The following is a 22,629-nucleotide window of genomic DNA, read 5'->3' as shown; positions in this document are numbered from 1 at the left end:
CAGGCCGCAACTGGAAAGAAGACCGCCATCACCGTCGTCACCCAGCGATGCTCGATACTCGCGCTATTCTTTTCACCGCGCAAGACGCCCGGCCGTCAAGCCCACTCGCTTCAATCCGACTGATGCTCGATCGGATGATTCATGTCGAAGCCGGTCGTGGTCAGACATTACGCACGGCACGTCGCAGAATGGTTGTGGCGCCGACAGAGGAAAGGGAAATCGGGGCGAACAGCTACGAACCGGAATTCGGCTTCGCTGGTGCAGCGCTGCCATTGTTCCGTTTGAACGTCATCTTTATGGCCCCACGCCCGCCGCCGGTAGCACCGCTTCCCAGCAGGCTGACTTTTCCCTCGGCTGTTATTTCGACCGAGAGCTCGACTTCGTCGAGTGTGACTGCAGGCGTCGCCCGATCGAACACGTATTCGACAACTTCGACCAGATTGGAAAATTGCTCGCGCAGCGCGTCTGCGCTGACCGCGACCAGCTTCATTCCCGTACTCGCGATGGACGCGCCGAAGCCGCCGCCAATGTCATCCCCGCTCCTGGCGCCGACCTGAATAGGAACGGTTTCAGTTTTGATGAATATTTCCTTGTCCATCAATCAATCTCCCTCAAGTTCACAAACCACACGCAAGCCCACTCGCCCCTCCCAGCCACTCGTCGTCTCCGCCATCCGATCGCGTGAAGCAGAGCGACAAAGGGCCGGATTGTGGGACCAGGCCCCTCCCCTGAGCACCCGCAGGTCGGTGCCTCCGCTCCGGAACGGTCCTCCGTCATCGGGCAGCCGATCAAGGTCCGGTGCCCAGTTGTCGAGGCAATGTTCCCACACGTTGCCGTGCATCTGGAAAAGACCGAACGCGTTTGGCGGATAGGTGCGGACCGGCGTCGTCTTGCCCAGGAAACCACCTGTCGGTCCATCTCCATAACCACCATCCGGATATTTCACGCCGTCATAATCGAGGCTCGATACGTCGCGTGTGAAGCTCGAGCCGCATACCGCGCCGCCCGTGCCACAATAGTTGGCGAGCGTGTCGGTCAGGGTGGGGCCAAAATGAAACGCCGTCGTTGAACCCGCGCGACAGGCATATTCCCACTCGGCTTCCGTCGGGAGCCTGTATAGCCGTCCGGTGATAGCGCTTAGCCGCGAGCAGAACTCGGTCGCATCCTGCCAGCTTACGGTTTCCACCGGAAGATCGTCACCTTTGAAGGAGGACGGATCGGACGATATCGGCCACTCGACCGTTTCGGAATGAAGGTCCTGGACGGCAAGCCATTGTTGCTGGCTGACAGTCGTTCTGCTGATCGCAAACGGCCTGACACGCATCGGCGAAGCCCGTAGTCTTTCCGAAACCTTGTTGGGAAACTCCCCGATTGCGGATCCCATCGGGAAATCTCCGCCTGGCAGAAGGCTTAGCTCCATGCTGGCGTTGTGACCGATCGGCTCGACAAAATAGCTGATCTTGCGGCGTGCAATTGGTTGCGGATTCCCGCGCGAATCCACGGTCTCAACTGTCACGAACTCTGTCTGTCTTTCGAAAGGTTTAGGGCGCCGGCCTCCGATCGCCTCCCATGCTCGCCAGCCACCGATGCCTCCGGCAACGACCAGGCCACCGCCTGCGATGGTGAGCACTTGCCGGCGCGTGATCGATTGCCACCATTGTTTTTTCTCACCGCGCTCCCTGAGGTCTTCGCCAACCCGCTTGATTCCAGCCCGAGCGTCCATATCGGCCGGATCGACCGCCAGGATTCGCCACCACAGCTGCTCTGCCAAGAGAAAGTCGTCGTTTGCCTCGGCCTGAAAGGCGTCGAGCTTCAATGCTTCAATGTCTTCAGCGCGTGCAGCCGCCGGCAGGAGAATGAAGTTCCGTTTCGACAATGGTTCGGCGAAGGTGCATGGGGTCTGGACTGGCTTTCCGTGCAGTCGGCAGATCTCCGGCACTCGTGTCTGGAGGTAATTGTCCAGCCGTTCGACCGTCGCACAGCTGCTCTTGCCCTGTAGCTGAAGCGCTTCGAGCAGGCCATACGTAAAGGCGCCGTGCGCTAGTTCTTCGATCTCGTAGGAAAATTCTGCCGCCGAACAGGAACTCAAGGTCACAGTGCCCTTGAGCTTTTCGAGGCCAGCTCCCTCGCCGTCACGCGAGCCTTCGTTGCGGCACGCATCGAGAAGCAGGATAACGTTTTCCGCGCCGCTTCTGCGCAACCGTTCGACGACGTACCTGACGGGTATTGCGGTCTCCTCGACATTTCCCGGATCAACGTCCAGGGGAAGCAGGTAGTCCTGCTCTCGTACCCGCTTGCCATGACCAGCAAAGAAAAACCAGATGTTGTCGCTCGGCTGCAGAAAACGCTCTTCGAAGCGGACCCGAAGGAACCGCCTCAAATTGATGAACGTCGGGCTCGACTGCAACGGCTGGCCAAAGTCCGCGGTGATCGGCGGTGCGTCCTCGGCAAAGGAATAGACACCTTTGAACCCAGCCGCCTTCCTGAAGAAGTCGGCAATGGCCTCAGCGTCCTGCCTCGCATACGCCAGAGGCTTGATGTTGTCATAACGGTTGATGCCTACGCAGATTGCCCAATTCTCACTCATGTCCATCGACACAGTTTGCGTGGCATTGGCGATCCTCAGTTCATGGGACTGGAATTGTCGCCGCCCATTGGCGACGACGAACCACCCATCGGCGAATTTCCGCTGTCTGGCGAACTTGTTGATGAACTTCCTGACGACGTCGACGAGGATGACTGACTACGGTTTCTGCTGTCATTGCTGTTGCGGTTGCCCTCAAAGCCACGCGGCTCATTCGTTCTGCAGAACGTTCCGTTGAAAAAGGCGATCAACGTATTCTTGCATTTGATGGTCACGATTGGCGGGCGCTCGTCAGCCGTCCCATCGCCGACGCTTTGGCCTGGGACCTGGGCGCCAAGACCAGCAACAATGACCAGACTTGCAACCATTGATGTGCTTACGCTCGACAACATAGCCCCCATCCGCAGATCTATCTTAGCTTAGTCTAATATATCAAAAGGTGGTAGTACATAATTGTCGACCTAACCTGGTCGTGTACCAGACATCAGCAAAGGCCGTCAGACTGCAGCGTCAATGAGGGCAACGCCACAACGGCACTCCGGGCCGGACAGCTTTACATTTTGCACACGATGCCTCGAAGCTGCTGATATGTAGCGGCGATTTATGCTATCTTAGATTTACCTCCAGTCCTTCGCGATCTTTCCAGACTTTCATTCCGGGATAACAGGGGAAACAAGGAGCTTGTCGACCATGCCATCAGTTGCAGATGCCTACACAGTTCCTCGGCTGCTCGAGATGACACAGGCCGAACTCGACACTCTCTTCAGTGAAAGCGAGCCCGGGCCAATCCCGGACGGCGAAGGAGCCGGGACGGCGATCGTTGCTGCAGGCTCATCGTTTACGCCCGAGATCGCGAGTTTCATCAACCTGTTTGCCTGGCAGGGAAAGATTTTCGATGCCAAGTCGGGCTTGTTACGCAACCGGATTCTGCCCTTCGGACTAAGTGCGATCATTGCAAAGGTCTATGTGGCGCCGAGCTGGCTTGATGAGAAGGACTGCATCGTTCTCGACTATTCGGAGACATCGCTCCTTGCGCACTGGATTCGTGACGAGATTCGCTTGATCGGACCCAACCTCTATCTGGGAAAGGTTTATTGGGGAAAGGACCGCCTAATCGATTTCGCCTTGCAGTTTTGAGGTCGCCGAGATGCCTGTCTCGTCCACCTTCATGTTCGTTTCGCAGCTTGATCCACATCGCCGGGAGGCACTTGAGCTGCTTCTGGCGACGATGACGTCCGAGCCAGGACTAGCAGATCCGAACAATTCCGAGCTTCCGTTCGCGCGGCTGCCAGGCCTTCATTTCGCTCGGATCGTCATCCTTGACGACAATACGGCTGCCGACAACGCGTCCTACGGCGTTTCGACAAACCCGGCCGCTCCAAAGATCGCCTTTCTTGGCGACATCGACGGCAAGAGGGAAGACTTCGTCAAGGACCTCGTGGGGATTGCGGGACCGGGCCTTTCGAGGATCTTCGCCCATTGCCTAGACTTTAACCCGGCTGTTCCGCTTGACGCCTGGCTTACTGCGCACAATATCGAGCCTGTCGTCAACTACAGCAACTGGCCAGGCCGTACCGTCCGCCAGGTCCACGATGAAGCTGCGCTCCGGGCCGCCCTGATAAGCTACCTGCCGCAGGAACGCCCGCTGGCGGCATCTCCTTTGGATCTTCACCGGCGTCTGCGGGACAGGGTGATGAACGAGGGGCCGAAGCCGCCCGCCCCGCAGTCAATATCGCTCGAGGAACGATTACGCGACGCACTCGACCTCGTCACTAACATTGTCCTGCTTGTGCTGCTTTCGCCCCTCCTGCTGATCGTTGCGCCTTTCTTTCTGCTCATTTTGCGGCGTCGGGAAACAACGGATGCGAGCGTGCTGGCGCGACCATCCGACGAGCATCTGAAATCGCTCGTTGTCCGCGAGGACTTCGAGGTGACCAACCAGTTCAGTGCCTACGGTACGGTCAAGCCAGGCCGGTTTCGGTTGTGGACCCTGATCTTCGTGTTCTGGGTGCTTGGTGTCACGACACGCCATCTCTACACCAGGGGAAGGCTCGCGCGTGTCGGCTCCATCCACTTCGCGCGCTGGGTCTTTCTCGATGACCACAAGCACCTGTTTTTTGGCAGCAACTATGACGGCAGCCTGGAGGCCTACATGGACGACTTCGTCAACAAGGCTGCTTTTGGACTGAATCTCGTCTTCAGCAATGGGATTGGTTACCCGAGGACGCGCTACCTCATCCTCGATGGAGCCAAGGACGAGCAGGCGTTCAAGTATTACATTCGACGTCATCAGCTGCCGACCGCGATCTGGTACAAGGCATACCCCGGCCTGACGACCGCTGATATCGCCCGCAACGCCCGCGTCAGGCAGGGTCTTGACACCACAAGGATGAGCGACGCGCTCGCCCGGCAATGGCTGGCGGAGCTTTGACTATGGGACCCCGTTCGCCAGTCACCACCGGAAAGGTCGAACTCGAAGATGTTCAGGGGATCGTCCGGTCGGGATACGGCACGCTCCCCGAGGCGGTGTTCCTAATCCTGACGATTGCCGACCCGGCATCCGCCAAGGCATGGCTTGCCAGCGCGCCGGTTACGAATGCCGCGTTCCAAAAACAAATTCCAAGCGCGCTGCATGTCGCGTTGACGTCCGGTGGCCTTCGCCGCATCGGTCTTTCGGAAGAAGCGCTTGCATCGTTTCCAGCCGAGTTCAAATCGGGAATGAGTGGTGATGAAAGCCGGACCCGCAGGCTCGGCGATCTTGGGCCAAGCGCACCGCAAAGCTGGACCTGGGGCGGTCCGGAGAACGCCCCCGTCGACGTCGTGGCGATGCTTTACGCAGAAGCCGGCGCACTTGTCGATTGGCGTCGACTGGTCGAAACGCCGTCCTTTTTTGCAGGCTTTCACCTGGTGCGGGAGCTGCGGACCGGCCTCATGGATGGGCGCGAACCTTTCGGCTTTGCCGACGGATTGAGCCAGCCTTCCATCGACTGGATCCGTGATACGCGATCGCAGGAGAATGACGAGTATCATTATCGCGACCGGATCGCCGCGGGTGAAATGGTGCTGGGATACACCAACGAATACGGGCTGGTGACCGACCGGCCGTTCGTGCCGGAGCAAGCCGATCCACATGGCGTGCTCCGGGCGTTTGTCGGTGACGACAGGCGTGACCTGGGCGCAAACGGGTCCTACCTGGTGATCCGGCAGCTGGAACAGGACGTCACAGGTTTCTGGCAATTCCTGGAAAGCGTTGGCGGTTCGCGCCAGGCGGCCGAGCAGCTTGCCGAAAAAATGGTCGGGCGAGCAAGATCCGGTACGCCCCTTGCCGCCGTTGAAAGCAAGGCCTCGACCGTCCATGAACCATCCAACGACTTCGATTTCGATGGTGATCCGGATGGGATCACCTGTCCCCTCGGCGCACACATTCGTCGCGCCAATCCGCGCAACGCCGACATCCCCGGCGGTACGCAAAGTCGGCTGTCCGGCCTGCTTCGTCAGCTGGGGCTTCCCAGGCCGCTTCCACGAACAGACGTGATAGCATCAGCACGCTTCCACCGCATTCTCAGGCGGGGGCGCAAATATGACCCGTCGCAGGAGACCGGCGACATGTCGGGCGGCCTCTACTTCGTCTGCCTCAACGCCAATATTGCGCGGCAGTTCGAATTCATCCAGAATGCATGGCTGGAGAGTTCGAAGTTCGGTGGGCTTTCCAGCGAGTCCGATCCGATTGTCGGCAGCCGTGTGCCTCTGCTGGATGGATCGCGCACCGACAGTTTCACCTGCCAAACCAACGGCGCGCCGAACCGGATAGAGAGCCTCCCGAGTTTTGTCACCGTGCGCGGCGGAGCCTATTTCTTCCTGCCCGGACTGAGGGCGCTCCAATATCTGGCTGCATTGCCCTGAGAATACCTATTTGCATCGGTTGCCCGAGGTAGACACACTCAAATGAATGTCTCGGAGCCGGTCGGTTCGACATGCGGCACAGCATTCATCGTCTGACGCAGGGTCGACAGTTCCTGGTAGATGCGCTTGCGCGCACGATTCTGGTTTCCGAGCGGCCTGTGCTCGGCCAGCGCATGCCAGGGGTTGAACGAAAGTCGATCGGCAAAAGCAAGCTGGGCGGGACTGTCGAAAACCTGGCGCTCAAGGACAAGCGCTGCCGCCGGTATTGGCGGCGAAAGGCTTTGCGACCAGATGATCGAGGCGTCCTCGATCGGCATCGACGACGGATCCGTCTGCACCTGGATGCGGAATTCAAAACTGGCCGGCCCCTCATTCAGCGTCGCAGCCATGGCCTCGCGAAGGTAATTGTCAGGCGGTCGCCCAGGCAGGTTCGGAACGCGCGTCCGGCTGGTACGGACAGGGTGGATCGAGTAGCGCATTGCCTGACCGGCGCCCAGAAGATACGGAACACAGCTCCAGTATTCAGTCTCGAGAGGGCTCGTCTGCGTTCTCGCCCAAAGTCCCTGCATGACTGCGTCGAGAAGATGTGGATCGCCTGGATTGACAAAATAAAACAGCGGCAGACCGCGATTGATCCACGTCTGCAGCTTGGCATTTTCAACCACGTTCGGGGTGGTGAAGGTTGGCGTGCTGATGCCGGTAAAGTCCTGGGTGAATTGTTCGTCGTCAAGACATTTCGCTCCATCGACCCCCATCAGCTTGATGCCGAAGCTCAGCACACCGACATCGTCAATATCAGGAGGCAGGCCCGGACCGGGCCCGGCAAAACGGACCCAGGCCGGAAACTCCCGCGGCGCGCTGAAAACCCCCTGGCGCATCGCATCAGGCAGATCAGGCCGGACGATGAAGCGACCGCGAACGACACCGTGGGTCTTGGTGTTGCCTGCGCGCTGGTAACCGCCCGGGCGATAGTGCGTGGACATATATGCCGACATTTCCTTTATGATCTTCTCGACGCATTCGTCCTCCCCGGCAAGGGTCTTTTCCATCGCCGGCATTGACGGTGCGCGCCCGCGCGTAGCCCTCAACCAGGCCTGGGCCAGTCCTGCGATGGGTGGACGCAGCAGCCTGTCCACGGGTGGGCGAATGAAAGGATCAATTCTCCGTTCGAGGTTGAGAAGCCGTACCAGGCCATCGTGCAATTGCTTCCACGTCAATGCCTTGCCTCCATCCGGTGACTTGCATCCTCCCGGATCATTTCGGCTGCCTTCTCGCCCACCATGCACACGGCGCTCGCAATGAAGAAGCCAGGAATACGCGGAAATACCGATGCATCGGCCACATAAAGGCCCTTCGTGCCGTGCACGCCAAGTCGTCGATCGACAACACCGCCCTGTTCCCTCGTTCCAATCGGACATGTGCAGGACGCGTGGTGACCCCAGGCATTGGCGCGCACATGCTGGATGAGCTGCTCATCGCTCTGCAATTCCTCTCCTGGCGTCTCCTCGGCCACGACCAGCCCGAATGCCTTCAGCAGGCGTGAAAGCCTGCGGGCAAAGCGAATGCCGGCAACGACCGCCGTCAAGTCAGAGGCAGCGTTGCCGCTGCCCTCCTCGAAATAGCGGAAGTCTACAAGGGGCGTATCGCGGGGATCAGAGGATCGCAGTGTCACCAGACCGGCGCGGTTCTCCGTGTGAGCTTTCAGGACGGCCCAGGTCAGGACATTGTGCCTGCGCGCGACGAGTTCGGAATAGCCGGGAAAATAGCCTCGGAAATCGCCAAGAAGTGCCATCGCAAAGAGGTCCGGAAGCTTCCTGTCCGGAGTGGAGCGGCGCACGACCGCCATCGCGGCACCATTGGAGGTATACATGCCGCTACGCTTTTTGAGCCATTCGCCATACAAGGGATCGCCGCGCTTGAAGCGCGCTCGCTCGAGGGCCTTCCACGGCCACCGTATCCGATTGACGACGCCGATCTCGTAGCGATCCTGCAGGTTCCGTCCGACGCCTTGAAGGTCGACGCGCACGGGAATGCCGTGCTCCCTCAGATGCTCGGCCGGACCGACGCCAGACAGCATGAGCAGCTGCGGCGTGTTGAACGCTCCGCCGGCAAGGATCACGCCAAGACGGGCATGCGCCTCGTGATGGTCACCCGCATCAGTGCACGGCACCGGACCCGCGCGGTAGAGTCCACGTCCCTTGAGGAATGAAACGCCTGTAGCCCGATTGTCGACATCGAACAGAACCTGTGACACGAGGGCGTTCGTTTCAATGCGCAAGCGGGATGGATGATCACTTGCCACCTTGAGCAAGCGCTCGCGTGTTCCGACCCGCCTGTGGCCGGCGGTCGAAAGCGGCGTATAGAAAAGCCCCTCAGTTCCGCGCCTCACCATGGATCGGTCGTTAGCATCCGCTCGCCCGCCCAACAGGGCGCGCAATGCTGCCAGGGGTCGCTTGCTGATGGCGATCGCGGCCACCGCCGACGTGAACAAAGTCACCCTGAGGAGGCCGTCCATCACAGCCTGCAAGGGCAGTGCCCGCTCCGTCTGCAGCCAACCGTCCCAGCCGTGACCGGTCTTTGCAATTCCGATTTGCGACAGGGCCCGCCAGATTGGCCGGTGACGGCAATTCTCGATCATCCCGAAGTAGCGCTGCATGGCGTTTGCCGACCAGGTCTCGTCCCCGGTCAAGGCTGCAATCCCGTCCCAGTCCGCGTCGTGCGGCTGAATGAAGATCATCGCGTTGTGAGCCGTACATCCGCCAATCGCGCTCGCGCGGGGATAGAGCACGTCTTCTGCATCCGAAGAGTGTCTGACCCGAAAATTCCAGGCGATCGCCGGGTTCTCAGAGGCGAACGGATGGAATGCGGGAACATCGTATTCATCCGCAAGCCTGTCGCCTCCGGCAGAGCGTGGATCCTCTCCAGCCTCAAGAACGAGAACGCGGCATCCGGCCTCCGCAAGGCGCGCGGCAACCGTTCCGCCGCCGGCACCCGCTCCGACGACAATATAGTCGAACTCCTCGCCACCCATGCTGCTCGCGGCTTCCATCTCAAACCCATCAAAAGGTCTTCAGGAATTCGATGAGGGCGCGCTTGTCGTCGTCGCTGAGCGGTGGCTCGCTACCAAACGCCTTCTCGTCATCACTGAGCCCGTCGACGTCGTTGAAGGCCGCTGTTCCGAAATAGTGGCCCCTGTTGACCTCGAAATCGGTACACTTGTCGAGCGCCAGCATCGCAGGCCCATGTTCGGCGAAATGACGACGCAGTTCCTCGTCACTGGCGTTGTCAGGCACCGAGGCAAGCGAGGCTTTGAGCCCGTGCAACAATCCGACAAGGCGCGCGGTATGGTCGACGGCCTGGACTGGATCGTGCGTCTCTGCCAACGGCCGAATATTGGCGATAAGATTGACAGGCACGCCCTGGGGAATGGGTCCGATGGTGATGTCTCCGCCTTGCGTCACCAGCCATGGCAGCCAACGATGGAGAGTGCCTTGGAGCGGTCGCAGGATCTCCGGCACAAAACCCTGCGGCAAAGTTATGAGACTGCGTGCGGTCGTACGGTCGATCCTGTAGACCCCGTCCTTTCCAAGCACAGTGTCCTTCACCCGTCTTTCAGGCCATAGCATCTGCTCGATCGAAGCCTGGAAAACCTTCATGCGGGCATCGACCGAAGGACTTTCATCGAATGGTCCGACGGTATTGTTGAGGAGATACGGACCGGTCGACCACAGGCTGACCAGCGAAGGAACACGGGTATAACCGCGTCCTCCGTCGGGCATTGCAAAGGGTCGGCGCTGACCTTGAAACGGATCTCGTACGGTGATTGTCCCGACCGATGGCAAGTGCTTGTAGGACTGTGACGAAAAGTTGTCCCATATATTGCCGGCAATCGCGTTTGTCGCCAGCGGGCTGCAGGCGTTGGTCCTTAGCAGCGTCACCGGGATGCGCAGTTCGTTCGACAGGAAATTGTCGTCGAGGAAGTCAGGCTGAAGCACAATCTGGGTCATCTGCTGCTTGTAATCCGCAGTCTTCGTCCAACCCCAATAGGACTTAAAGCAGTCGATGTAGCCTGGACCATTGCATTGAGCCAGATTGAGACCCGCGGGCAATGGCGGCATCTTGCTCGAATGGCAGCGGGCACACGTGGTCGCGAAAACCGACCTCCCGCGCATGAGGACAGCTTGGTCATTGCTGAGGTAGGCAGCGCCCCCGGGGGCATCCTTCAGAAGATCCGGCCGAGTTGCCTTCAGGAAGAAGAGCGCAGTGGCAGGTGTCATCATCTCCGTGGCCTGCCAGTAGCTCGACTGCTTCTGGGCATCTGCGATCTTGATTGGCGAAATAGGCTTGCCGCCGACCACTGCATTGAAGTGCAGAAGCCATTCCTCACTGAAGAGGCCGATGTTGAGATAAACGCGATTGAGTGCTCCAAGCGCTCCCACTGCGTCCGATCCATCCTTCAGCACACGCGGGGTGAACACTGTGTCGGGCGCGACAAAGGACTGTATCAAGGGTCCCTCATGCAGGTAGTCCTTGAACTGCTTGTTATCCTGTTCGCCCCCGGCAATCGTTTCCTTCCCGAGTTGCTGTGCCAGCGCCAGGCGGTTTGATACGTTGTAGATCGCATTCATGGTGCGTGGATTGTTGATATAGTCTGTGGACACTAGGGACGTATCCATCGCCCCGGGGCGGTAGGTATGGACCAGCTGGAACATGAAGTTCGACTTGTCGGCCGAGTAGATGAACAGCCTGTCGACCCACATGTACTGGGCACCAACCGTCGAGCTCAGGTCCGCCCATTGCGGATGTTCTGGATCTGCCGGAGGGTGAACCGGGCTTGGCCCGATATGGCAGAAGCCGCAGGACATGCCGACCCGATACGGACGCACGAGGTTCTTGTCGTTATAGTAGGTGGGGTCGTTGTAATAACGATTTCCGTCCCATCGCTCCGCTGCGGCCTTGTCGAATTCGGGATTGGGAAACAGTCGCAGGCCAACGATGCCGGACGGCTCTCCATAGAACGAACCAAGTGGGACGGTGTTTCCGCGCGCGCCGATCGCAACACCCGGATACTTCTCGGCGTTGGCGAACGGATCGGGCGGACAATCGGATCGGCGCACATCGAGCCGCAGCCCGTATTTCGGATCTGGCGCCGTGGCCTTGTCGAAACATGGTTCGTTCAGGAGGCCAAGAACCTTCCATCGCGTGTCGCGATCAGAGCTGACGATCTTGAGGAGATCGAAGCTTCCGAAGGTGGCCTTGGTCATGCCATCCCAGAAGCGGTCGTTGCCACCGGACCAGACGATCCAGGCATTACGCCCTTTGATCTCGTCTCCTGTCAGGGCAACGCCACGGTCCATGTCATGAAAATAATCCTCATCCGCAGCTGGGAACGAAGCCGCATTGCGACCGGCAGCCTTCGCCTCGTCGGCAACATTGCCGGAGCGAAACGGCGGATACCACCAGTCATGGATGACCGGATAGAAAATGAGCGCGACCGACAGGAGAACGATGACACCCACGCCAACAAGGATGCGAAAAAGCCACTTCACGTCACGCCCCCCGGTATCAGGCGCGTGGTGTAGGGTCTACCCCCTTAATGCGCCCGCGCTTTCATCTGCTTCATTCCGGTCCGCATTCGCATCGACTTCTCTCCAATGTAACGAAGTTCGCCATGAAGTAGAAGAAAATTTATCGCGACACTTGAAGAACCCCCCATGCCAGCGTGCGCCACCGCCCCAGGTCCCTCAGGCGACTGCCCTCGTCCCGCTCGTTCGACTGGCACTCGCTCCTGGCTTTCGCTCGTGCTTTGGGCATGTTGACCTCGCCGGACGGGAGCCTTCATCCAAGCCGCTGGACGAAGAGCCCCGATGGAAGCAAGGCTGATTGGTCGTCTCTCTATGAGAAGGTTCAGAAGGAACTCGGCGGAAACGCCTGGATGGTTGGGCGCGTAACGATGGCCGAAATCTCGAAAGCGACGGCTCATCCCCCAGCCGTCCCAGCAAGCGCCAGGCGGCCCACACATTTTGCCAGGCCGGATGCAGAAAGCTTCGCAATCGCGCTCGACCCTTCCGGAAAATTGCATTTTGCCGCCGGCGAACTCTACGGCGACCATGTCGTCGTGCTGCTCGGCTCCGACGTATCGGATAGTCACCTGGCGGAACTGGCCGCTTACGGTGTTTCCTATGTCGTTTCCGATGGACCTGATATTGATGTGGGCGAAATGCTCGATGTGCTCGGTGAAGAACTTGGTGTTGACCGCATCGTTCTTGAAGGCGGGGCGCGGATCAACGGTTCGCTGATGACGTCGGGTCTTGTCGATGAACTGAGCTTGATCGTCGCCCCGGCACTGGAATCAAGGCGGGGAAGCGACAGGGTCATCGAGTTTGGCGAGGAATGTCTGGCGGGTAAGGTCGAGCTGTCGCTGATTGAATGCACTCCCCTCGGGAACGGTGCGCTTCATCTTCGCTATGCGGTTCTGAAGCAGAGCGGCGCAACCTAGTCGATCAGCGAGCCATTGGGTCAATTCGGGCAAGCGCCCCTGTTGCCTTGATAGAGGAAGCCTGACAATTGTCGGGCTCCCGTCGGTCCGGCATGATAGAGACAGCGAGATCCCCTCAACATTGGCAAGCCAGTTCCCGCATCGCGTCGCGCGCCACGTGAAAGCTGCCAGCAGCGTCAGCGATATCGTGAAGGCCTCCGTACCGGAAGAACTGGAATCCTACGGCGTGCGTGCAGCAACCGGTAGGGGACTGACCGCGACACGCGAACCGCGCTGAGGGACGCGACAATCGACCGGATTGACCTCACCCAGTCTGCCGGCTGTATATTAGCTGCATTGAATGTTGTCGTGACGCATTCGGGGCTGCCATGAGCAAACAGGACGCCAGTCAGACAAGCGATGGAAGCGGATTCTATGGTCCGCAATATTCCCGTACACACGGCCACCTTGCAGCGGAAATACGCCGGGAGGTCTTCGGCGACGACATCGGCCAGGAGAGTTGGCGGTCCAGCGCCGAGCAACACGAAATTGGCAATTTCCTGGCCCTTAATGGTGAAAGCCGTGTGCTCGATGTTGCATGTGGTGCCGGCGGTCCATCCTTGGCGCTTGTCGAGCATTTGACCTGCAGCCTGGTCGGACTCGACCTCGAAGCCGAAGGCGTCGCGCACGGCAACGCGCTTGCCCAGCGGCGTGGCCTCGCCGACCGGGTTACCTTTGCGGTATGTGATTGCAGCTCCAAGCTGCCGTTCGAAGACAGCAGCTTTGACGCTATTCTCTGCATCGACGCGCTCTGTCATCTGCCGAACCGTTTTGAGGCGATCTCCGATTGGGCCCGCCTGCTTTGCGCCGCCGGACGCCTTGTCTTTACCGACCCGTTCGTGGTTACCGGTGCGCTTTCCAAGGGTGATGTCGACGGGCGTTCGGCATTGGGGGCAAACCTTTTCTTCGTTCCGCCGGGGCTGAACGAGGAGGCGATAGCCGCAGCCGGATTAAACCTCCTCAACAGGCTCGATCGCGCCGATGCAGTCGCAGTGATCGGCTCCCGCTGGCATGACGCTCGACATCGCCGGGCCGATGTTCTCCGCCGCGAAGAAGGCGACGCGTTTTTCGAGCGACGCCAGTTGATGCTGGCGACAGCTGCAAGGCTCGCCAAGGACAAGCGCCTGTCGCGCTTCCTTTACGTCGCCGAAAAGCCGCTATGACGTTCCGGAAGGAACGCAAATTCCGGCGAATGACGACAGCAACAAAATGCACGCCGGCCGCCACCGATGCGCTAAAGCTTCATATTTGCGCCGGAGGCACCGCGCCAGCATATGGCTTGCAGTGCCAGGCAATGGCCTTCATGCGGTCGGCGATGCATGGCGCGTCTGCCGCCAGCATGTCATCATGGGCGCACTGGTCGTGTACCATTGCCAGATTGTCATCAGGCGTTCGCGGCCATTGCGACCGTGCCCGGTCAAGCCTCGCACGAGATCAGGCTCCGGCCTACTGCGCGATAACCGCCGCGCAGTCTCCCTGCTTGATCAAGCCTGGAAAATGGCGAGCGGCGAGAATGCCATCCATCTTTGCCACCAGCCCGACCGGCGGCTCGCCTGTCCTTCCGACAGGATGAATCTTGACGACGACGTCGCCTTTCCTGACGCGCTCACCGAGGTCAACGGAGAACTCGGCAAGGCCCGCGCTCTCGCTGAAAATGAAACAGTCGCTATCCGGCATATCGAGCCATTGTGTCGGTTTATGATCAATTTCGCCGCTCACGACGCCCGCCCGTTTGAGCACGTTCATGACGCCGCGCTTGGCGATCGCGGCGCTCAGCGCCGTTGCCGTACCGCCACCCCCGAGCTCGGTCGTAACGAAGATCTTGCCCATCTCCTCGGCCGCAGTGTCGTACATGCCGACCGCGTCGATCTCCAGCATCTTCATCGAGTATGGAGCGCCGAAAGCTTCCACGAATTCGAAGCCCTTCCTCTCCTGATCCTTGTCCTGAAGGATGTGGGCAGCGCAGAACGGCAGAAAGTCAAGCGTCTTCCCGCCGGAGTGAAAGTCAAGAACGATGTCGGCAAGCGGCAAGAGCGTGCGCTGGAAGTAATCGGCAATCTTTTGCGTAACCGTGCCGTCCGGTCTGCCCGGAAAGCTGCGGTTCATGTTGCCCTTGTCGATTGGAGATGTCCTCGTTTCGGCGGCAAACGCCGGATAGTTCATCGCCGGAACGATTATGACGCGACCGCTGACGACCTCAGCCTGCAAAGTCCTTGCGAGATCGAAGAGCGCAATCGGCCCTTCGTATTCATCACCGTGATTGCCGCCCGTCAGAAGAACCGTCGGCCCTTCCCCGTTCTTTATGACGGAAATCGGAATCATGACCGACCCCCATGCCGAGTCATCGCGACTGTAGGGCAGCCTGAGGAAGCCGTGCTGGATGCCCGCGGCATTGAAATCGACCGTCGCGCTGATCGACGACGGACGCAAATTCGTCTCACTCATCGCCGATCAATCCTTGACCATCAACTTGCGCGGAACATTGGCGAGGCACTCCACACCACTATCGGTGATCAGGATGCTTTCCGTCGTCTCGAAACCCATGTCCTCGAGCCACAGGCCGGTCATGAAATGGAACGTCATGCCGGGCTTCAGCTCGGTGCGGTCGCCGGGACGAAGGCTCATCGTGCGCTCGCCCCAATCCGGCGGATAGGACAGACCGATCGGGTAACCAGTGCGGCTATCCTTGACAATGCCGTACTTCTTCAGAACCGCGAAGAAAGCGTTGGCAATGTCCTCGCAGGTGTTACCAGGCCTGGCGACCGAAAGACCGGCTTCCATTCCCTCAAGCGTTGCCTTCTCGGCGTCGATGAAGGCCTGCGTTGGCTTGCCGAGGAAGACCGTGCGAGAGAGCGGCAGGTGGTAGCGATTGTAGCAGCCGGCAATCTCGAAGAAGGTGCCCTCGCCACTCCTCATGGGCCGGTCGTCCCAGGTGAGATGCGGGGCCGAGGCTTCGACGCCTGAGGGCAGCAGCGGCACGATCGCCGGATAGTCCCCGCCAATACCATCGACACCACGCGTGCCGGCATCGTAGATCTCGGCAACCAGATCGCACTTGCGCATCCCGACCTCGATCTTGTCGAAGATGCGCGCATGCATGGCTTCGACAATGCGGGCGGCATTGCGCATGTACTTGATCTCGGTCGGGCTCTTGACCGCTCGCTGCCAGTTGACGAGTGCCGTGGCATCCACAAAGCGGGCGTTTGGGAGATGCTTTTGCAATGAGGCAAATGCAGCTGCCGAGAACCAGTAGTTATCCATCTCGACGCCGATCGAAAGCTTTGCGAAGCCACGATCAGCGAGGATGCCCGAGAGGTAATCCATCGGATGTCGCTCGGTCGATTGCACGTAGTGGTCAGGATAACCGATGATGTTCTCATGGCTGAGATAGGCGGTCAGCTTGGCGCCGTTGGCATCTTGTCCGCGGCCGAACCAGATTGGCTCGCCTGACGGCGGAACAATCACGGCCTGATGGACGTAAAAGGACCACCCGTCGTAACCCGTCAGCCAGGCCATGTTCGAGGGGTCGCTGACAATCAGCAGCTCGACGCCCTTTGCTTCCATTGCCTTGCGGGTCTTTTCCAGCCGAAGGCTGTATTCGTCGCGCGAAAATTTAAGATTCGGTTCACTCATGCTCGTCCCTCCTTGTCCGGTGCAGCACCGGATCAGCTTTCGAATGTCATGCCGGCCCGGGCGGCTGCAGCCCGCGAAAAGGCGAGCGTGGCGATGGCGGTATCCTGGATCCCGGTCCCGGTCAGGTCTGCAATGGTGATGCCTGAAGCGTCGGTCCGACCGGCCACCCGACCGGCAATAATCTGTCCGAGCTCCGGGAATTCGGCATCCTCGCCGACCAGACCGATCGAGATTGCGTGATGCAACTCTCCAAGCCGACGGGTCTGCTTCAGGCTGTCGGCAACATAGGGTGACGCCATCGCAATCGCCGCAGGTTCGACTTCGTTCTTATGTTCGGCATCCGACCCCATGGCCGTCAGATGCTGGCCCCGCTCTAGCCATTCAGACTGGATGATCGGCCGTTCCGCAGGAGTGGTCGTCACGATAATGTCGGCGCCGCGAACCGCGGTCCTCGCATCGACGATCGCCTCGACCCCAATTCCGAGCTTTGCCGAACACTCGGCCGCAACCGCCTGTGCCTTTTCGTGATCGCGCGCCCAGATGCGCGCATTGGTGATGGGGCGGACGAGCGTCAGCGCCTCGAGCTGCAGTTTTGCCTGCATGCCGGCACCAAAGATGGCCGCGACCGTTGAATCCTCGCGCGACAGATGTCGCGCCGCCACTGCGCCCGCAGCAGCCGTTCTCACATCCGTCAGATACCCATTATCGAGCAGCAGAGCTTGTACGAGCCCCGTCCGGCTCGAAAGCAACACCATCATTCCGTTCGTGCTCGCCAGGCCGATCTTTGGATTGTCAAAAAATCCCGGGCTGATCTTGATCGCGAAGCCGTCGACACCAGGGACATAAGCCGTCTTCACATCGACCTCGCCCCGATGCTCGGGAATATCGAGCCTCAGGATCGGTGGCATCGACACGGCCTTCGTGGCAAGCGCCCTGAACGCGTCCTCGACGCAACCGACGGCCTCCAGGTCCAGACCGATGATCTTTCTGAGATCAGCTTCGCTAAGAATCACCATCGAGCTCATGCGGCGCACCTCCCCGAAAGAGCCGTTGCACCGTTGATCACGCGGCGATGCAGGTCCATGTCAACGTTCCTGCCAGAGAGAATGACGACGATCGGCCCGGATGGAGTGATCTTGCCCGCCAGGAGAGCGGCGATCCCGACAGCGCCGGCGCCCTCCACTATCTCGCGCTCAGCATCGTAGGCGTGAAGCATGCCCTTTGCGATTTCGCTCTCGGACAGCAGAACGACATCGTCGAGCAGATCGCGGCACATGGCAAAGGTCAGCCGGTTCGTAAGGCCTATGCCGCCGCCAAGCGAGTCCGCAAAGCTCTCTTCCTCGATAACCTCGACGGGCCTGCCGGCATCGATGCTTGCCTTCATGGCAGCGCCGTGCTCCATCGAAATTCCGACAAGACGGATCGCCGAATTGATGGTCTTCAACGCAGCAGCCACTCCCGATGCAAGGCCGCCACCCGACAGCGGCACGAGAACGGTGTCCACATCCGGGCAGTCCTTGAAAATTTCCAGGCCGAGCGAGGCTTGACCGGCGATCACGCGCTCGTCGTCGAACGGAGGGATCCCGACGAGCCCCTCTTCGGCGACCAGTCGGTCGACCTCACATTGGGCGTCGTCCTGCGAGTTACCGACGATGCATATCGTCGCGCCGAGGCGGCGGATCTCCGTGATCTTGTTTTCCGGTACGAGCCGCGACATGCATATGGTCGTGGCAGTTCCTGCTGCTCTGGCGGCATGGGCAAGGGCTCGCCCGTGATTTCCCGTCGACGCGGCAACGATCCCACGCGCTCGTTCCTCTGCGGTCAGCGACAGGACGGCGTTGGTTGCCCCCCTGAGCTTGAAGCTACCGGTCGTCTGGTGGTGCTCGAGCTTCAACTTCACAGGGCAGCCGGTGATCTTGCTCAAGGCATTCGATGAGACGAGCGGCGTGTTGCGCACGTGCGGAGCGATACGTTCCGATGCGCGCATGATATCCTGAAAACTGACCGTGGACGCAGCGGGCATGGCATCAGTTTCCCGGAACCGGAAGCGTCATCAGACTGGCGAAGCCTCGATCGGCCCTCTTGTCGCCGCACAGACTGAGGCACGCCCATGCCGTTGCAAGATTACTGCTGACTACCGGCTTTCCGACTTTCTTCTCAATGCTGCCGGCGACCCCGGCGGCGCGAAGGGCCGTGCAGGAAATGAACAGGGCATCAGACCCCGGCGCCATCGCTTCAACAGCGAACGCTTCAATCTCGTCCGGTGCAATGCGTGCCATTTCCCTGTCGTCGGAGAAACCGAGGCACGTAAACCTGTCGATCTCGAAGCCGAGGCCTGTGAAATACTCCGCCATGGGAACGGCTGTCTCGGCGACGTAGGGCGTCAGGATCGAGATCCTTCGAGCACCGAATGCCTTCAACGCACGCACCGAGGCTGCCGTCGGCGTCACGACCGGAACGTCGGGCTTTGCGGCATTGATCGCCTTTTCGATCTCGCCGTCACCGATCACCACGGACGCGGACGTACAGGAATACATGATGGCGTCGAGCGGCTCTCCAGGCAGGATAAGGCCAGCACCTGCCGTCAGGGCCGGCTGCATCTTCAGGAGATTTTCTGGCGTCGTCGGATTGGCATAGTGGATACGGCTCACGTAAATGCCAATGCGATCACTGGCGACCATGCGCTGGAAGTCGACTTCCGTGGTATGGTCGGTTGCCAGGATGATGAGCCCGATCCGCTTTGCAAGCGGCCGATCGTCGAGACGCGGACGGCGGGTTGCCATGGTGATGTCGTTGTTCGTCGTCATATCAGTCGTCCATCCGGGCATAGCGTTCCTCGAGCCAGCGCAAGCCGATCACGGAAATGAGGCTGATCACGAGGAAGAAGACGCCGACGAGTGTCATCGGTTCGATATAGCGGTAGTTGCTATTGGCAATACTCTTTGCTTGGTTCATCAACTCGAGGACGGTAATGGCCGACAGCAACGGCGTTTCCTTGAACATTGCTATGAAATAGTTGGCGAGCGCCGGGATCATCGGAGGGATTGCCTGCGGCAGGATCACATGGATCCAGGTCTGGCGTTCGGTGAGATTGGCCGCCTTGGCAGCTTCCCACTGTCCCCGCGGCACATTCTCGATACCGGCGCGATAAACTTCCGCAGTATAGGTGGCATAGTGCAGCCCAATGCCGATCACGCCGGCAACCAGCGGCGCAAGGCGGATCCCTATGTCCGGAAGAACATAGAAGATGAAATAGAGCTGCACGAGCAGCGGTGTGCCCCGAATGAATTCCGAGAAGAAGCCCACACCGCGCGACAGAGCCGTGATCTTGGACCGGCGAGCAAGCGCGATTGCAAGGCCGAGGACCCCCGCCACGATTGCGCCGAGCACCGTCGCAAGAATTGTGATCCTGAAGCCTTCGAGGAGGGTCGGCATGATCTGCCAGACAAAGTCCCAATCCCATTCCATTGCTAGGCCCTCACGCCATCAAGACCGCGCGTCATGCGGTGTTCGAGCCACCGCATGACTGCTGAGATCGCGAGCGCCATGAGGAAGTAGAGAACCAGAATGGTTGCAAACGTGATCAGCGTGCTGCCGGTCTGGGCCCGTACGACCTGCGCCTGGAAGGTCATGTCGGTCAGCGAAATCAGCGAAACGACAGCAGTTCCCTTGAGAAGCTCGATGGCATTGTTACAAAATGTCGGTAGCATCAATGGCAGTGCCTGCGGCAGGATGATGTAGCGCATGCGCTGGAAACGGGAGAGGTTGAGCGCGATGCAGGCCTCTGTCTGCTCGCGTCCGATTGCCTTGACTGCACCGCGAACGACTTCGGCACCATATGCCCCGACATTGAGCCCAAGCGCCAGGACGCCCGCCTGCAGTGGCGTCAGTGTGACGCCGGCAAAGGGCAGGACGAAGTACACCCAGAAAAGCTGCACGAAGATCGACGTTCCACGGAAAAATTCGATGTAGGCCGTGGCTAGCGCCCGTACGGCAAAAAACCGTGACAGTCGCGCCAGTCCCGCGATGAACGCCACGACCAGGGCCAGCGCTGATCCCATGAAGGTGAGTTCGACCGTCACCACAGCGCCTTGAAGTATCAATGAGAGGTAGCCGGACCATACCGACATCAAGTCGCATTCCTTGTTGCTGTCCTTCGAAACCGGCTCCGCAATGCGGAGCCGGTGGGACCGAACTTACTTTGCTGCGCAGAGCTTATCGCGGGTCGTCGACATTGCGGCCGCAGCCGAGAAGCCATAGGGTTCGATGATCTTGGCGAACTCGCCGGATTCCTTCAGCTTCTTGAGCTCGACATCGTAGGCATCGCGTAAGGCGACATCCTGCTTGCGGAACGCGGCTCCGTCACAATAGACGGGAGCGCCGACAACAGGGGCAACCGTTTCGAGGTTCGCGTCATTGGCCTTGGCGATCAGATCATGGATCGACAATACCGGCAGCGAGTAGGCATCGATTCGACCGTCCTGCAACATCTTGATGCCGCTCTGGCCGTCCGGCACGACGATGACGCGATCGCGCGGAACACCTGCTTCGAGCGCCAGCTTTTCTTCGGTGCCACCACCTGGCGCGCCGATCTTCGCATCCGGATTGCTGGCAATGTCCTTGAAGCTCGAAAGCTTAAGCGGATTGCCTTTCTTCACCGCGAACGCCTCCGCGTCGCATAGCATCGGTTCGGAATAGGCAACTGCGGCACAGCGCTCGGGTTTCATGAAGAGACCCGCGGTGATGACATCGTGGCGGCCAGCCTGCAGGCCCGGGATCATCGCGCCATATTCCGAGATGGAGGCGACGACGTCCTTGACACCGAGACGCTCGAAGATAACCCGCGCGACATCGGGTGCAGCACCCGAAACCTTGCCGTCTGCGCCGACCGCCGTGAATGGCGGCTCGTTGGCGATGGCGATGCGGGCAAAGCCCTGTTCCTTGAGCGCCTCAAGGTCGGCCGCGTGGGCCGGTATTATGGCTGCACCAAACGCCGTGGAGAGCGCAACGGCACCTAGGATAATTGTTTTTCTCATGTTCCCTGCTCCTGGTTTCTTGAATTGTCGACCTTCGCATGGCGGTCAGATGCGGTGTCCGGCCGCTATGATCTTTCGCAGGAAGCTTTGCGTGCGCTCCTGCGTGGGATTTCGGAAGATGTCGTTGGGCTTACCCTCCTCGACGATCCTGCCTCGGTCGAAGAACAGGACCCGATCGGCAAAGTCGTGCGCAAAGCCCATCTCGTGGGTGACGAGCAGCATCGTCATGTCGGTTTCCGACGCAAGGCGCCTCATGACGTTCAAAACCTCCTCCACAAGCTCGGGGTCGAGTGCCGAGGTGATTTCGTCGAACAGCATGATCTTCGGAGAGAGGGCGAGCGCACGCGCAATCGCAACGCGTTGCTTCTGGCCGCCAGACAATTGGGCAGGAACGCTTCTGGCCTTGTCAGCCATTCCGACCATCTCGAGGAGTTCCATGGCGCGACGCTCCGCGTCTGTCCGCTTGATCCCCTTGGTCAGCATTGGAGCGAGCGTCACGTTGTCGAGGACGCATTTGTGGGGAAACAGGTTGAAGTGCTGAAAGACCATGCCGATACGTTCACGCATCTTGTGTAGGTGGCGTTCGTCGGCCGCCACCAGATCCTTGCCGCGCGGCATGTGATAAAGCTGTTCGCCGTCAACCTCGATATGACCGCCGCTGATCGATTCCAGTGTCATCAGGATACGCAGGATGGTTGTTTTTCCCGATCCTGAAGGACCGATCAGGGCCAATTTCTCCCCCGGCATGACCTCCATCGATAATCCGTCGAGCACGGTCAGCGGACCGTATCTCTTGACGATGTTGTCGATGCGAATGATCGGGGTCGGCATTCATGTCTCTCCCTGTTGAGACAGCAATGCGCTAACGATGGAGATGGTTCCAAATCATGTCAATTCGCAAAATAATATCATGACAATTATTCTGCAATCGCCCA

20 protein-coding genes are annotated in these 22,629 nt (G+C 59.6%); 6 read left to right on the top strand and 14 right to left on the bottom strand.

What is annotated here, in order from left to right; genetic code table 11:
* Positions 1-232: 232 nt before the first annotated feature.
* Together FHT97_RS18045 and FHT97_RS18040 are read right to left on the bottom strand one after the other, a co-directional pair.
* On the bottom strand, positions 233-598 hold the full coding sequence (locus FHT97_RS18045; RefSeq protein WP_183863912.1) for a hypothetical protein: 366 nt from the start codon (positions 596-598) through the stop codon (positions 233-235).
* Between the two features lie 3 nt (positions 599-601).
* Positions 602-2,587 (bottom strand): SUMF1/EgtB/PvdO family nonheme iron enzyme, encoded by a 1,986-nt coding sequence (locus FHT97_RS18040; RefSeq protein WP_183863846.1) that lies wholly within the window; start codon positions 2,585-2,587, stop codon positions 602-604.
* A 687-nt stretch (positions 2,588-3,274) separates the two neighbouring features.
* Here FHT97_RS18040 and FHT97_RS18035 point away from each other — a divergent pair.
* The 3 genes from FHT97_RS18035 to FHT97_RS18025 are packed head-to-tail and all read left to right on the top strand — an operon-like array spanning position 3,275 to position 6,487.
* Positions 3,275-3,721: a hypothetical protein gene (locus FHT97_RS18035; protein ID WP_183863845.1), complete on the top strand. Its 447-nt coding sequence runs from the start codon at positions 3,275-3,277 to the stop codon at positions 3,719-3,721.
* Positions 3,722-3,731: 10 nt separating this feature from the next.
* Positions 3,732-5,015 (top strand): hypothetical protein, encoded by a 1,284-nt coding sequence (locus FHT97_RS18030; protein WP_183863844.1) that lies wholly within the window; start codon positions 3,732-3,734, stop codon positions 5,013-5,015.
* A 2-nt stretch (positions 5,016-5,017) separates the two neighbouring features.
* Positions 5,018-6,487 (top strand): Dyp-type peroxidase, encoded by a 1,470-nt coding sequence (locus FHT97_RS18025; protein ID WP_183863843.1) that lies wholly within the window; start codon positions 5,018-5,020, stop codon positions 6,485-6,487.
* Positions 6,488-6,525: 38 nt separating this feature from the next.
* Here FHT97_RS18025 and FHT97_RS18020 read toward each other — a convergent pair whose 3' ends face one another.
* From FHT97_RS18020 to FHT97_RS18010, 3 genes are read right to left on the bottom strand one after another with little or no spacing between them, the layout of a single operon-like run.
* Positions 6,526-7,704: a catalase family protein gene (locus FHT97_RS18020; RefSeq protein ID WP_183757558.1), complete on the bottom strand. Its 1,179-nt coding sequence runs from the start codon at positions 7,702-7,704 to the stop codon at positions 6,526-6,528.
* A complete protein-coding gene (locus FHT97_RS18015) occupies positions 7,701-9,536 on the bottom strand; it encodes a GMC family oxidoreductase (protein WP_183757559.1) in 1,836 nt (611 codons plus the stop codon). Before FHT97_RS18015 ends, FHT97_RS18020 begins: the two co-directional genes overlap by 4 nt.
* 10 nt (positions 9,537-9,546) lie before the next feature.
* The gene (locus FHT97_RS18010; protein WP_183757560.1) at positions 9,547-12,036 is read right to left on the bottom strand and encodes a hypothetical protein; all 2,490 of its coding nucleotides are present in this window, start codon (positions 12,034-12,036) and stop codon (positions 9,547-9,549) included.
* A 263-nt stretch (positions 12,037-12,299) separates the two neighbouring features.
* On the opposite strand from FHT97_RS18010, the gene FHT97_RS18005 reads away from it, so the two are divergent.
* The 3 genes from FHT97_RS18005 to FHT97_RS17995 all read left to right on the top strand — a co-directional run bounded on the left by FHT97_RS18005 (position 12,300) and on the right by FHT97_RS17995 (position 14,188).
* Complete coding sequence (locus FHT97_RS18005) at positions 12,300-12,986, top strand: dihydrofolate reductase family protein (protein WP_183863842.1); 687 nt, start codon at positions 12,300-12,302, stop codon at positions 12,984-12,986.
* A 121-nt stretch (positions 12,987-13,107) separates the two neighbouring features.
* Positions 13,108-13,263 (top strand): hypothetical protein, encoded by a 156-nt coding sequence (locus tag FHT97_RS18000; protein WP_183757562.1) that lies wholly within the window; start codon positions 13,108-13,110, stop codon positions 13,261-13,263.
* Between the two features lie 91 nt (positions 13,264-13,354).
* Positions 13,355-14,188: a class I SAM-dependent methyltransferase gene (locus FHT97_RS17995; protein WP_183863841.1), complete on the top strand. Its 834-nt coding sequence runs from the start codon at positions 13,355-13,357 to the stop codon at positions 14,186-14,188.
* Positions 14,189-14,471: 283 nt separating this feature from the next.
* Here FHT97_RS17995 and doeB read toward each other — a convergent pair whose 3' ends face one another.
* The 9 genes from doeB to ehuA all read right to left on the bottom strand — a co-directional run bounded on the left by doeB (position 14,472) and on the right by ehuA (position 22,525).
* On the bottom strand, positions 14,472-15,470 hold the full coding sequence (gene doeB, locus FHT97_RS17990; RefSeq protein WP_183757564.1) for a N(2)-acetyl-L-2,4-diaminobutanoate deacetylase DoeB: 999 nt from the start codon (positions 15,468-15,470) through the stop codon (positions 14,472-14,474).
* Between the two features lie 6 nt (positions 15,471-15,476).
* Positions 15,477-16,658, bottom strand: a complete 1,182-nt coding sequence (doeA, locus tag FHT97_RS17985) for an ectoine hydrolase DoeA (protein WP_183863840.1) — start codon at positions 16,656-16,658, stop codon at positions 15,477-15,479.
* Between the two features lie 32 nt (positions 16,659-16,690).
* Positions 16,691-17,683, bottom strand: a complete 993-nt coding sequence (gene eutC, locus FHT97_RS17980; protein WP_183863839.1) for an ectoine utilization protein EutC — start codon at positions 17,681-17,683, stop codon at positions 16,691-16,693.
* A complete protein-coding gene (eutB, locus tag FHT97_RS17975) occupies positions 17,680-18,681 on the bottom strand; it encodes a hydroxyectoine utilization dehydratase EutB (protein ID WP_183757567.1) in 1,002 nt (333 codons plus the stop codon). Before eutB ends, eutC begins: the two co-directional genes overlap by 4 nt.
* 4 nt (positions 18,682-18,685) lie before the next feature.
* On the bottom strand, positions 18,686-19,465 hold the full coding sequence (eutA, locus tag FHT97_RS17970) for an ectoine utilization protein EutA (RefSeq protein WP_183757568.1): 780 nt from the start codon (positions 19,463-19,465) through the stop codon (positions 18,686-18,688).
* A gap of 1 nt (position 19,466) precedes the next feature.
* Positions 19,467-20,126, bottom strand: a complete 660-nt coding sequence (gene ehuD, locus FHT97_RS17965; protein ID WP_183757569.1) for an ectoine/hydroxyectoine ABC transporter permease subunit EhuD — start codon at positions 20,124-20,126, stop codon at positions 19,467-19,469.
* A 2-nt stretch (positions 20,127-20,128) separates the two neighbouring features.
* The gene (ehuC, locus tag FHT97_RS17960; RefSeq protein ID WP_183863838.1) at positions 20,129-20,788 is read right to left on the bottom strand and encodes an ectoine/hydroxyectoine ABC transporter permease subunit EhuC; all 660 of its coding nucleotides are present in this window, start codon (positions 20,786-20,788) and stop codon (positions 20,129-20,131) included.
* Between the two features lie 66 nt (positions 20,789-20,854).
* The gene (ehuB, locus tag FHT97_RS17955) at positions 20,855-21,694 is read right to left on the bottom strand and encodes an ectoine/hydroxyectoine ABC transporter substrate-binding protein EhuB (RefSeq protein WP_183757571.1); all 840 of its coding nucleotides are present in this window, start codon (positions 21,692-21,694) and stop codon (positions 20,855-20,857) included.
* A 45-nt stretch (positions 21,695-21,739) separates the two neighbouring features.
* Positions 21,740-22,525, bottom strand: coding sequence for an ectoine/hydroxyectoine ABC transporter ATP-binding protein EhuA (gene ehuA / locus FHT97_RS17950; protein ID WP_183757572.1), 786 nt, complete (start codon positions 22,523-22,525; stop codon positions 21,740-21,742).
* Between the last annotated feature and the right edge of the window lie 104 nt (positions 22,526-22,629).

This window comes from Rhizobium sp. BK399 (assembly GCF_014194695.1).
In the GTDB taxonomy this organism is placed as follows: Bacteria; Pseudomonadota; Alphaproteobacteria; order Rhizobiales; family Rhizobiaceae; genus Rhizobium.
This window is presented reverse-complemented; position numbering and strand designations above follow the sequence as displayed.